This window comes from Ruegeria sp. BHSB064 (genome assembly GCF_059613205.1).
Genome location: NZ_JBXWSB010000124.1, coordinates 1 through 12,651, shown reverse-complemented (window position 1 = coordinate 12,651; position 12,651 = coordinate 1). Strand labels below are relative to the sequence as shown.

Genomic DNA, 12,651 nt, shown 5'->3' with positions numbered 1-12,651 from the left:
TTCCATCACGGCGGCAGAGACGATGTTCTCGGATGCGATCAGTTCGATCTCGTCGCGCTGACGACCCAGCTCGGACGTGATCGAGCCAAAAAGCTCAGGATCACGGTCCGACAAAGACTGGTTGAAAAATCCGGTGTCACGAAGATTGGCGTTCATGGGCGCTCCACATGGCTGGGTAAAAACTTGCGGATTTCCTATCGGAAACGTTGCATTTTCAAAAGCCGTAAAGCGACGATTTGGTCCGCTGGGGCGTCAAGACTGGCCTATTGGGGAAAGGTATGTTTGTTTCGGAACCAAATGTGCAGCACCGGAAACCGGAAAACATGAAAAAGAGAATCGCCTTTCTTGCCAGTGATGTCAAAGTGGCGCAGACGGCCCGGGATATTCTGGTTGCCAAACACGGAAATGCGGCACCGCGGGACGCTGATGTTGTCGTGGCTTTGGGCGGGGACGGCTTCATGTTGCGCACCCTGCATAACATGCAACATCTTGATACACCGGTTTACGGCATGAACCGGGGAACGATCGGGTTCCTGATGAACGAATACCACGAAGACGACCTTATGGCGCGTCTCGAGGATGCCGAGGAAGAAGTAATCAACCCGCTGTTGATGCGGGCAATGGATCAATCCGGCACGCTGCACGAGGCGCTTGCCATTAACGAAGTGTCGCTGCTGCGGGCAGGGCCACAGGCGGCGCGGCTGAAGATCAGCGTTGATGGCCGTGTGCGGATGCCGGAACTGGTTTGCGACGGGGCATTGTTGTCAACACCAGCCGGATCGACAGCCTATAATTATTCCGCGCACGGACCGATCCTGCCCATCGGGTCGGATGTTTTGGCGTTGACAGCGATTGCCGCTTTTCGCCCCCGCCGTTGGCGCGGTGCGCTGTTGCCCAAGATCGCGAAGGTTCGGTTTGATGTTCTGGATGCGGATAAACGCCCGGTTATGGCGGATGCTGATTCCATCTCGTTCCCGGAAATTGATTGGGTCGAAATCAGGTCCGAACCGGCGATAGCTCACCGCATACTGTTTGACCCCGGTCATGGCCTTGAAGAACGCCTAATTTCCGAACAATTCACATAAATTTGGGCCGCCGCGCATTTTTTTCAGGCTTATGTGAACCAGTTCACAGGGAATTTATCGCAAATTGGCTAGGGTGAATTCACCCGGAGAACACGCCAAGGTGGGAGTGAGTGGCCACCTGAACGGCGTTTTCGAATGATTGTGCAAATTTTGCGCTGGCGAGGGTGGGTGGTGCTACGCTCGTCATCAGATTTCCGGGCTTATTTAAGCAGTCGGACCCTGGGCACAATGACCCAGGGTCTATTTTTTGCGTTCGCTTACGTCGCTTCCATCTGATCCCAAAGCGCGACAGACATTTGCCCAACGCGTGCTTCGATGGCTGCGGCGGCGTCCACTGCCAAATCCTCGCGCCAACGATTGGCAGCAATCTGTACGTTGATCGGCTGAGGCCCTTTAGGTAGATCTGCCAGCCGTGCGGGTACGCAGGCTGCTGGCAGCCCCAGGAAGTTCATCGCATAAGAATACACGGCACAGCCCAGAACTTCATGAACACCTTCCGCCCCTTCCGTGTCGCGGTCCGGCTTAAAGAATGGTTGCGGCAGGAACGGTGACAGTACCAGCGGATAGTCTTGCAAGAACAGCGACCATTCACGCGCATAGTGGCTGCGTTTGGCCAACATCCTAATCATCTCAGTTTCGACGATAGGTGGGAATTCCTGAAAGTAGACGTCGAAAATCTCTCGAATGGTTTGCGATCCCGCTGCTTCGATATCCGATTTCATCAAGGTCAGAACTTCGCCCATCAATGTCCGGTAGCCGATCCTGCCACATTCAAACACGTCCGGTGGATCAACCTCATCCACGACATAGCCAGCATCGACCAGAGCATCCCGTGCCGTATCAAGCGCCTTTTCGACCTCGGGATGCAGGGCATATCCAAAGGTGTTTTTTGTGAACGCCACCTTGATGGGTCCGTCGGGGGCTTCGCCGCGCCAGGGCATTGACACATGGAAAGGGTCACGCGCGTCGGCCGCGATCACGCTTGGCATCGACAGGTGCAAATCCGCAGCTGAGCGTGTGATCAGGCCCTGAACGGACATCGACTGCGCCAATAAACCTCGTTCAACCGTTTGGCTGGGGTTCCAGGCCGGGACACGCCCCAGCCCGGGCTTCACTGTGACCGCTCCGTTGGCCGCTGCCGGAAAGCGCAGGCTGCCGCCAATATCATTGCCATGAGCCAGCGCGCCGATGCCTGCCATCACCGCAGCGCCCGCTCCGCCCGAGGATCCGCCGGATGAGATATGCCGCCCCCATGGGTTATGCGTGCGCCCATACAGCAGGTTGTCGGTGTCGGCCCGAAACGAAAATTCTGGCGTATTGGTTCGCCCGATTACGACCGCTCCGGCTTTTAGCAAATTGCTGACGACCGGCGCGTCATCCGGTGCGATCACATCTTTCAGTGCCACAACGCCATTGGTGGTGGCGTGCCCTTTTTGGTCTACATTCACTTTGATCGTGACCGGCACACCATGCAGGGTTCCGGTCGGTTGACCGTTTGCACGTGCTTTGTCCAGTGAATGTGCGCGTTCCAATGCCTCGGCGCGCAGATCTTCTACCACGGCGTTCAGGTCCGGGTTGACTGCATCCATCCGGTCAATCGAAGCCTGAACAGCCTCAGTCGCACTCAGATCACCGCGACGTGTCAGGTTGGTCAACTCTGTAGCGCTGAGACGCCAAATGTCGGAATGTGTCATGGGCCCTCACTGTTTACAGCGAGAGTAGGGGGCCTGATCCAGGATGCAAGTGCAGACGCGAAAAGGGCGGCCTGAACCGCCCCCGGGTTACTTGGCGTAACCGATTGTTTGTAAGGCGTCTTTGATTTCGTCGAGAATTGCAGGATCGTCGATCGTGGCAGGCATTTTATAATCCTGATTGTCCGCAATCGAAACCATGGTGCCGCGCAGGATCTTGCCCGAGCGTGTCTTGGGCAGCCTGTCTACGACAACGGCCAGCTTGAACGCTGCAACAGGGCCGATCTTTTCGCGCACCATCTTGACCACTTCCTGAACCACGTCACCGTGATCCCGGTTTGCGCCCGCGTTCAGGCACAGGAAACCAACCGGCATCTGACCCTTCAACTGATCCGATACACCGATCACCGCGCATTCGGCCACGTCCGGGTGGGCGGCCAAAACCTCTTCCATCCCGCCGGTCGACAGGCGGTGGCCTGCCACGTTGATGACGTCATCGGTCCGCGCCATGATATAGAGGTATCCGTCCTCATCGATCATGCCTGCATCGCCGGTTTCATAATATCCCGGGAAGTGCTCGAGGTAGGATTTCTTGAAGCGTGCCTCTGCGTTCCACAAGGTCGGCAACGTACCCGGAGGCAGCGGCAGCTTGACCGCAATGGCACCCAGCTCACCTGCTTTCATTGGGTGGCCGCCTTCATCCAGAATCTGTACGTCATAGCCCGGCATTGGTTTGGCAGGTGAGCCCAACTTGACCGGCAGTTCTTCGATGCCCAGAGGATTGCCGGCGATGGCCCAGCCTGTTTCGGTTTGCCACCAATGGTCGATCACCGGAACCTTCAGTGCATCTTGCGCCCAGATGATCGTGTCGGGGTCAGCGCGTTCACCGGCAAGGTATAGGGCGCGCAGATGGGACAGGTCGTACTTGGCGATCATCTCGCCTTTTGGGTCTTCTCGTTTTACAGCACGGATCGCTGTCGGGGCGGTGAAAAAGCTTTTGACCTTATGCTCTGAGATCACGCGCCAGAAGGTGCCCGCATCAGGAGTGCCAACCGGCTTGCCTTCGAACACGATGGTTGTGTTCCCATGGATGAGCGGTGCGTAGCAGATATAAGAGTGGCCTACGACCCAGCCCACATCGGATGCCGCCCAGAACACATCGCCCGGATCGACGTTGTAAATGTTCTTCATCGACCAGTTCAGCGCCACCAGATGTCCAGCAGTCGGGCGCACGACACCCTTGGGCGCGCCTGTGGTGCCAGAGGTGTAAAGGATATAGGCCGGATCATTGCCATCGACCGGAACGCATTCGGCCGGTTCAACCCCATATTGGAAGCCGTGCCAGTTGAAGTCGCGCCCTTCGATCAGCTGGGCAACCTCTTGTTCACGCTGGAAAATAACGCAGAATTCAGGTTTGTGTTCAGCCAGGTCGATCGCGCCGTCCAGCAAGGGTTTGTAATGCACCACGCGGCCCGGTTCCATCCCGCAGGATGCGGCGATGATCGCCTTTGGTTTGGCGTCATCAATCCGAACGGCCAATTCGTTGCTGGCAAAACCGCCGAACACGACCGAATGTACTGCACCCAAACGGGCGCAGGCCAGCATCGCCTCAAGCGCTTCGGGGATCATCGGCATATAGATGATGACGCGGTCGCCCTTTTCGACACCCTTGGCCCGCAGCGCACCGGCAAGGTTGGCCACGCGGTTGCGCAGTTCGACATATGAAATCTCGCGCTTGGTGTGTGTAATGGGGCTGTCATAGATGATGGCGGTTTGTTCGCCGCGACCGTTTTCCACATGGCGATCCACCGCGTTCCAGCAGGTGTTGACGCGCGCGTCACTGAACCATTCATACAGTGGCGCATTGTCGTCGAACAACGCTTTGCTGGGCTCTTTTACCCAGTCGATCCCTTTGGCAGCGTCCATCCAGAACGCTTCGGGGTCAGTTTTCCAGCTGTCATAAACGTCCTGATACGCCATCTCGTCCTCCTCACAACGACTTGGACATTGTGTTAGGACCCAGAAAACTTTCGGGCAAGCGTATCAAATGACGACGCGTCAGTTTATCGCAAAATATTTGCAGGAAACCGCTGAGAAGGCTGCAAATTTTTGCAAACCCCTTTTTCAATATTGGAAATTCTACATTCTTTGGGCCATTTTGCAAAACTGCAAACTGTTTGCTGCAAAAAACTGAACCGAGCACGACTCGCGAATGCACGCAAGCTTTGGTCGGTCCGGTAACTTTCGAAAAACCCGGCTATGCGTGAGTTGCAATAGCAGAGCGGCCGTAAACTTTTGGTAAACCGCACCCTATACTGGGGCGCGGTTTTGATTTTCTTGCTGAGTTTGTTCAGCCGTAATGCGCAACCGGAGTGCCCGCTATGGCAGCCATATTCAGCAACCCGCGTGCCGTGATCGAAGGCGTGACTATATGAGCCTTGTTGCCCATGCCCATAAGAATGGGGCCAACTTCGATCCCGTCCGCTTTCATCTTGAGGATATTGCGCACCCCGCTGGCGGCATCTGCATGGGCAAAGATCAGCACATTTGCTGCGCCTTGCAGTCGTGATCCCGGAAAGATGCGTGCCCGAAGATCCGCATCCAATGCGGCGTCCAGGTTCATTTCACCCTCGTAAACGAAATCACGCGGCTTTTGATCCAGAATGCTCAGCGCCGCGCGCAGCCGTTTGCCGGACCCTTCGGCTTGGTTTCCGAATTGCGACTGCGAGCAGAAGGCAATCTTTGGTTCGATCCCGAACCGGCGCACGTGCCGCGCAGCACCGAGTGTAGTTTCTGCCAGTTCTTCGGGGGTTGGCAATTGCCGAACATGCGTGTCGGCGATGAACAAGGGCCCGTCTTCCAAAATCATCAGGGACAAAGCGCCATGCGGACGCAAGTCGCCTTCGTCCAAAACCTGTTCGACGTAGTTCAGATGCCAGCGATATTCGCCGAACGTGCCACAGATCATGCTGTCGGCCTCGCCGCGATGCACCATGATTGCGCCAATCGCGGTGGTGTTGGTGCGCATGATCGCCTTGGCCAGATCCGGTGTGACGCCGCGGCGTTGCATGATTTGATGGTACGAGTTCCAGTAATCGTAATAACGCGGATCGTTTTCCGGGTTCACGATCTGACAATCGGTTCCGGGGCGGATGGTCAGGCCCAACCTTTCACAGCGCGCCTCGATTACCTCGGGGCGTCCGATCAGGATGGGCGTTTCCGTTGTCTCTTCAAGAATCGCCTGCGCGGCCCGTAGAACCCGCTCATCTTCACCCTCGGCAAACACGATCCGGCGGGATGCGGCCGCTGCGGCTTCGAACACCGGGCGCATCAGAAGGGCAGACTTGAAGACGGATTGGTTCAGCTTTTCCTTGTAAGCTTCCAGATCCTCGATGGGCCTTTTGGCGACGCCGCTTTCCATTGCCGCTTTTGCCACAGAAGATGAGACCACACCAACCAAACGAGGGTCGAAAGGTTTGGGAATCAGATAATCCGGGCCAAAAGTCAGCTGTTCACCTTTGTAAGCTGCAGCAGCTTCGGCGCTGGTTGTCGCGCGGGCCATTTCCGCGATTCCGTCGACACAGGCAATCTGCATCTCATCATTGATCTCGGTTGCACCCACATCCAGCGCGCCCCGGAAAATAAAGGGGAAACAAAGTACGTTGTTGACCTGATTTGGAAAATCGCTGCGCCCTGTGGCGATGATCGCATCCGGCGCAACTTCGCGGGCGGCCTCGGGCAGGATTTCCGGGGTTGGGTTGGCCAGCGCAAAAATAATCGGGCGGCTGGCCATTTTTGCAACCATTTCAGGTTTCAGGACGTTCGGCCCGCTTAGACCCAGAAACAAGTCTGCGTCCCCGATGACGTCATCCAGTGTCCGCAGATCCGAGTTCTGAGCGAACCGGGATTTCTGCGGGTTCATGTCCTCGGCCCGGCCTTCATAGACAAGCCCATGGATGTCACACAGCCAGATGTTCTCGCGTTTGACACCCAGTTTTACCAGCATGTTCAGGCAGGCAATTCCTGCGGCCCCGCCGCCGGTTGAAACGACCTTGATGTCGTCAAAGGATTTCCCTGCAACGTGCAAGGCGTTCTTTGCGGCGGCCCCCACGACAATGGCGGTGCCATGCTGGTCGTCATGGAACACCGGAATGTTCATACGCTCACGGCACAATTTTTCGACTATGAAACAGTCGGGGGCTTTAATGTCCTCAAGGTTGATTGCGCCAAATGTCGGCTCAAGCGCGCAAACGATGTCCGCCAGCTTTTCAGGGTCAGATTCATCGACTTCGATGTCAAAGCAATCGATGCCTGCGAACTTTTTGAACAAGACGGCCTTGCCCTCCATCACTGGCTTCGACGCAAGCGCACCGATGTTGCCCAAGCCCAGAACAGCAGTGCCGTTGGAGACCACGGCAACAAGGTTGCCACGCGCGGTATAGCGCTCGGCATTTGCAGCATCGGCCTTGATCTCAAGGCTGGCCTCGGCAACGCCGGGCGAATAGGCCCGGGCCAGATCGCGCCCGTTGGCCATGGGCTTTGTGGCCTTGATCTCAAGCTTTCCGGGCTTCGGATGTGCGTGATATTCAAGCGCAGCCTGTCTCAAGCTGGGGGTGTCAGGCATTGGCGGTTCTTCTCCCTAAAAATATAATTTAACTTTAAACTATTTTTTCAGGCTTGGCTACGCTGCGTCACTTCGGCGAGTTGTCGCAACTGTGAAGTGTCTGAGGATTGAATTTTGTCATAAAACTTTTACATCCAGTCGACTTTGCGATTCAAAGACCACTCAGGCAAGAAAAAGCAGTAATGACAATCAAGTTAAGTGATCAAGTCGGAGGCTTACCGTCCGGCTTTTCGAGCAATGTCGTCTCTTCCCGGATGGCGCTTTGGGGCGCGGCGGTTTTGGCGGGTGTTCTCGTTAGCGTTGTGCTCGTCTGGCCAGAATTCGCAGCGCAGTTCAATCAGGAAGGTGGCCCGATCGAAACAATCTCAGCCGCCGGTTTGTTTGCCGCAGGTCTTGCGGCGCTGTGGCGCTATCGGGGCATCGCCCGCGCGTATATCGGTCTGACCTGCCTTTTGCTGGCTGAACGTGAATTAGAGGCCGACATCTATTCCGAAGGCAGTCTGCCGTTCACGATCCTACACAGCTTGGATGTTTTCTTAGACGTCACCTGGGTCAGGGTTGCTCTGGTCATCCTCGTGCTCGGTGGGGCCGTCTGGCACGGCATTCCAACAGGTTGGCGCGCCTTCAAACAACGCAACCTTTCCTTGATGGTGTTTATCGCGGCGGGATGTGTTGCCGTCATTGCTCAGCTTCTGGAAGAGTTCTCTGGATTATATGCTGGTGCTTTGTCAGACCTCATGGTGGTGCGCCTTTTTGTTCTGGAAGAAACGCTCGAGATGTTCTTTTCGATTGGCATTTTGGTCTCTGTTCTGATCGGATGGCCCAAAACGCAATCCAACAGGACGCCCAATGACCAAGACAGCCGATCCATCGCAGACATACGCTGAAATCCGCCTGCCCACGCAGGAACTGCGTGACGATATCCCCTTCTATACAAAAGTGCTGGGGATGAAGATGGACATGATCTATCCTGCGGACGACCCACGAGTTGGGGTTTTTTCGGGTCATGGGGTGCGCCTGCGCATCGAAAAAGATGCACCAGAAAGCGCAGGGACGCTGCGTATTCTGACGGATGATCCCGAAGGTTTTGCCCAAGGTCAGCGTGTTCTTGTTGCCCCAAACGGGACGCGTGTTGAGATCGAAGAGCTAAACCCGCCGCTTGTGATGCCTGAAACGGTTCATTCCTTCGTGGTGCGCAGGCTCAAGGATCAGGCGCCGTGGATAATCGGTCGCGCCGGAATGCACTACCGCGATCTGGTGCCGGATCGTTTGGGCGGATCCATCATCGCCAGCCACATACGTATCCCCGACGGTGGCCCGGTGCCTGACATGGTGCATTTTCACAAGGTCGGGTTTCAGTTGATCTTTTGCATCCATGGATGGGTGGATGTGGTCTATGAAGATCAAGGCGAGAAGATGCGCCTGACCGCCGGTGATTGCTTTATCCAGCCGCCGGAAATTCGCCACCGCGTGCTGGAAGCATCCGACAACGTTCAGGTCATTGAGATCGGTGTGCCGGCCGAACATGTCACGGAAATCGATCATGACATGCAGCTTCCCACCCCGCATTTTCGCCCCGATCGGGAATGGCAGGGGCAACGCTTTGTCTACAATCAGGCAAAGGACGCCGAATGGGTGCCGTTCCGTTTGCCGGGGTATATCTGTCGCGACACGACGATTGCCGAAAACACCAAGGGCGTCGCCGGAGTTCAGGTTGTGCGCAAAGGGCAGGGCGATCCGGAATGGGCCAGCCATGACACCGATATCCACTTCACCTTCGTGATGGGCGGCGAAGTTACGCTGGAAGGCGAAGGCCGCGAACCATACCGGCTGGAACAAGGCGATGCGCTCGTCATTCCGCCAGGGATGCGTACGCGCCTGTCCGCGCCGTCGGACGATATCGAATTGCTGGAAGTCACCTTGCCCGGTACCTTCAACACAAAGCTGGGGTGATGGAAAAACACGGGTTGGGGGCTTCTATTCCCCTGCCTTTTTCCGGTAGGGTGCAAATTTCTGACCAGATGATCAAAAAATAGGGAATCGCTATGTCGCTGAAAGACGCTGCCTTGTCTGCCCGGGAAAACGCTTATGCGCCTTATTCGAACTTCAAGGTCGGCGCGGCGCTGCGGTCTTCCTCGGGTCAGGTTTATTCCGGCTGTAACGTTGAAAATGTTGCATATCCCGAAGGTACCTGTGCCGAGGCCGGTGCGATTGCCGCGATGGTTGCCGCGGGTGAACAGGAACTGACCGAGGTCTATGTGGTCGCCTCTAGCCCGCAACCCGTGCCGCCTTGCGGTGGGTGCCGACAGAAACTGGCCGAGTTCGGCAAGCGCGATGTGAAAGTCACTTTGGCGACCGTGGACGGTGCCGAGTTCGAAACCACCATCGGAGAATTGCTGCCGGGCGCGTTCGATGCCTCGCATATGGAGGATGTCTGAACGCATGGACGCCCGTTCGATCATAGCAAAGCTGCGCAAGCACGATGTGCCGGGGCGCGAGGAACTGATCTGGTTCGCGCAAGGTCTAGCTGATGGCAGCGTCAGTGACGCGCAGGCCGGGGCCTTTGCCATGGCTGTTTGCATGGGTGGATTGGGCTCTAAGGGGCGAGCGGATCTGACTGTTGCGATGCGCGATAGCGGCGAGGTTCTCACTTGGGACGTGGACGGGCCAGTTATCGACAAACACTCGACCGGCGGGGTCGGGGATAGTGTCAGCCTGGTACTTGCCCCGGCGCTTGCGGAATGCGGTGCATATGTTCCGATGATCTCGGGCCGTGGGTTGGGGCACACTGGCGGCACGCTGGACAAGCTTGAGGCGATACCAGGTGTCAGCACACAAATCGGGCAGGATCGCCTTGCGCAGATTTTGCGCGAAACCGGTGCGGCGATCGTGGGCGCAACGGGTCAGATTGCTCCGGCCGACAAACGGCTTTATGCGGTGCGCGACGTGACGGCGACGGTCGAAAGCCTGGATCTGATCACGGCATCGATCCTGTCCAAAAAGCTGGCTGCCAGCCCGGATGCATTGGTTTTGGACGTTAAAGTCGGCAGCGGTGCCTTCATGAAAACGATGGAAGAAGCCAACAAGCTGGCCTTTGCATTGACTGAAACCGCAAACGCGGCGGGGTGCCGGACATCAGCTGTCATAACGGACATGAATCAACCATTGGCACCAGCGCTGGGCAATGCGTTGGAAATTGCCGAGGTCATGAAGGTCCTGACCGGGTCGCACTCTTCACCGCTGGCAAACATCTCTGCCGAGTTGGGGGGTGTTCTTCTGACTGATGCAGGCGTTAGCGCGTCTGTTGAGGAGGGGCGTGAAAAAATCGCGGCCATTATTCGTGACGGGCGCGCTGCGGAACGGTTTGGTCGCATGATGGCTGCGGTCGGTGGCCCCGTACAGTTCGTCGAAACCTGGGCCCGGTTCCTGCCAGAGGCAAGTGTCATCCAAGAAGTCTCCGCCCCGAAGGACGGCTATATCGCGGCTATCAACGGTGAGGCGCTGGGTCTGGCTGTCGTTGCGCTGGGCGGTGGTCGTCAGGTCGAAAGCGACCAGATCGACCCAGCCGTTGGGATCTCTGGCATTCTCCGGCTGGGGGATCCTGTGTCCAAAGGGGCACCCATCGCTGTAATCCATTCGGCACGGGAAGACGCTGCGCGCCGCGTCGCTGAAAGCGTGCTTGACGCGATCACGATCAGCGATACAGCTCCGACGGTGCCCCACCTGGTTCACGAAAGGATCAGTGTATGAGCCGCGCCTTTCTAGTGGTCATGGATTCCGTCGGGATTGGCGGGGCGCCAGATGCCGACCGGTTTTTCAATGGCAACGTTCCGGATACCGGGGCGAACACAGTGGGCCACATTGCGAAGGCTTGCGCCGAGGGGCGCGCGGAAGAGGGTCGTTCAGGTACTTTGAACCTGCCGCATCTCGACGCATTGGGTCTTGGCGCGGCTGTGCGCTTGGCGTCCGGTGACACAACCCCGGGATTGAACGCAAAACCCAACGGCCTTTGGGGCTGCGCGCGTGAGCATTCGCCCGGCAAAGACACACCCTCGGGCCATTGGGAACTGGCTGGCCTTCCGGTGCCATGGGATTGGCATTATTTCCCAGACACGGTTCCTGCTTTTCCCACGGACCTGACCCGTGCTGCGGCTGAGGCAGCCGGGACCGAAGGCGTTCTTGGGGATTGTCACGCCTCGGGCACAGCGATCATCGCTGAGTTGGGTGCCGAACACATGCGGACCGGTCGGCCGATCTGCTACACGTCTGCCGACAGCGTGTTTCAAATCGCCGCTCATGAAGAAAGCTTCGGGCTGGACCGGCTGCTGGACATGTGCCGCGCACTTGCGCCGCGTCTGCATGAGATGAAAGTGGGTCGTGTCATTGCGCGCCCCTTTGTCGGCACGCCAGAGACGGGCTTTGAACGCACGACCAATCGCAAGGATTTCGCCATTTTGCCGCCCGCACCGGTGCTGACCAATTGGGTGCAGGATGCCGGACGTAAGGTGCACGCTGTCGGCAAGATCGGTGATATCTTCTCGATGCAGGGCATCGACACGCTGAGCAAAGGGTCGGACGCTGAATTGATGCAGCACCTGTCTGATCTTGTGGACGAGGCGGAAGAGGGCAGTCTGACGTTTGCCAACTTTGTGGAATTCGACAGCCTCTATGGCCATCGCCGCGACATCAGCGGTTATGCCCGTGCATTGGAATGGTTCGACCGCGAGATCGGAAAGATTCTGCCGAGGCTCCGCCCCGGTGATCTATTGCTGCTGACTGCTGATCATGGCAATGACCCCAGCTGGACCGGAACGGATCACACGCGTGAACAGGTGCCGGTTCTGATTGCAGGGCAGGGCGCGGGGCAGATCGGACAAGTGGACTTTGCCGACATCGCCGCCAGCATTGCTCATCACCTGAACATTCCGGCGCAAGGGCCGGGAAGGAACTTTTTATGAGCGTCGCCGACCTTCCAAAAATCGAACTGCACCTGCATCACGAAGGCGCGGCCCCTCCTGCCTTCATCCGTCAGCTCGCGCATGAAAAGCGCGTGGACCTGAGCGGCATCTTCAAGCCGGACGGATCGTATGATTTCCGTGATTTCGCGCATTTCCTAAGCGTGTATGAAGCCGCGTGCGAAGTTTTGAAAACACCCGAAGACTTTCGGCGGCTCACTTTGGCCATTCTGGAAGAAAGCGCGGAAAACGGCGTGGTCTATTCCGAGACTTTTCTGAGCCCCGATTTCTGTGGC

9 protein-coding genes and 2 pseudogenes are annotated in these 12,651 nt (G+C 57.2%); 7 read left to right on the top strand and 4 right to left on the bottom strand.

All coding sequences use genetic code 11. The features are described 5' to 3' along the window. A pseudogene (gene glyA / locus AC2FNU_RS20785) lies at window positions 1-156 on the bottom strand (serine hydroxymethyltransferase); the annotation flags it as partial. Window positions 157-323: 167 nt separating this feature from the next. Here glyA and AC2FNU_RS20780 point away from each other — a divergent pair. Then, entirely contained in the window at window positions 324-1,085 is a 762-nt protein-coding gene (locus tag AC2FNU_RS20780) for an NAD kinase (RefSeq protein WP_171091113.1), read from the top strand. A 257-nt stretch (window positions 1,086-1,342) separates the two neighbouring features. Here AC2FNU_RS20780 and AC2FNU_RS20775 read toward each other — a convergent pair whose 3' ends face one another. The 3 genes from AC2FNU_RS20775 to AC2FNU_RS20765 all read right to left on the bottom strand — a co-directional run bounded on the left by AC2FNU_RS20775 (window position 1,343) and on the right by AC2FNU_RS20765 (window position 7,400). After that, a complete protein-coding gene (locus AC2FNU_RS20775; protein WP_496791968.1) occupies window positions 1,343-2,779 on the bottom strand; it encodes an amidase family protein in 1,437 nt (478 codons plus the stop codon). 87 nt (window positions 2,780-2,866) lie between these two features. Beyond that, on the bottom strand, window positions 2,867-4,756 hold the full coding sequence (gene prpE / locus AC2FNU_RS20770) for a propionate-CoA ligase PrpE (protein ID WP_496791965.1): 1,890 nt from the start codon (window positions 4,754-4,756) through the stop codon (window positions 2,867-2,869). Between the two features lie 370 nt (window positions 4,757-5,126). Then, window positions 5,127-7,400, bottom strand: coding sequence for an NADP-dependent malic enzyme (locus AC2FNU_RS20765; RefSeq protein ID WP_496791960.1), 2,274 nt, complete (start codon window positions 7,398-7,400; stop codon window positions 5,127-5,129). Between the two features lie 182 nt (window positions 7,401-7,582). Between AC2FNU_RS20765 and AC2FNU_RS20760 the strand changes: the two genes are divergently transcribed. The 6 genes and pseudogenes from AC2FNU_RS20760 to AC2FNU_RS20735 form a co-directional block, all read left to right on the top strand. Then, window positions 7,583-8,287, top strand: a complete 705-nt coding sequence (locus tag AC2FNU_RS20760; protein ID WP_496791952.1) for a hypothetical protein — start codon at window positions 7,583-7,585, stop codon at window positions 8,285-8,287. Further along, the gene (locus AC2FNU_RS20755; RefSeq protein ID WP_496791947.1) at window positions 8,250-9,353 is read left to right on the top strand and encodes a cupin domain-containing protein; all 1,104 of its coding nucleotides are present in this window, start codon (window positions 8,250-8,252) and stop codon (window positions 9,351-9,353) included. The genes AC2FNU_RS20760 and AC2FNU_RS20755 overlap by 38 nt, the downstream gene beginning before the upstream one ends. A 92-nt stretch (window positions 9,354-9,445) precedes the next feature. Further along, window positions 9,446-9,838, top strand: coding sequence for a cytidine deaminase (locus tag AC2FNU_RS20750; RefSeq protein WP_496791942.1), 393 nt, complete (start codon window positions 9,446-9,448; stop codon window positions 9,836-9,838). Between the two features lie 4 nt (window positions 9,839-9,842). Then, a complete protein-coding gene (locus tag AC2FNU_RS20745) occupies window positions 9,843-11,150 on the top strand; it encodes a thymidine phosphorylase (RefSeq protein ID WP_496791937.1) in 1,308 nt (435 codons plus the stop codon). Next, window positions 11,147-12,358: a phosphopentomutase gene (locus AC2FNU_RS20740; protein ID WP_496791935.1), complete on the top strand. Its 1,212-nt coding sequence runs from the start codon at window positions 11,147-11,149 to the stop codon at window positions 12,356-12,358. Before AC2FNU_RS20745 ends, AC2FNU_RS20740 begins: the two co-directional genes overlap by 4 nt. After that, window positions 12,355-12,651, top strand: a pseudogene (locus tag AC2FNU_RS20735) (adenosine deaminase); the annotation flags it as partial. The gene AC2FNU_RS20740 and the pseudogene AC2FNU_RS20735, both read left to right, overlap by 4 nt.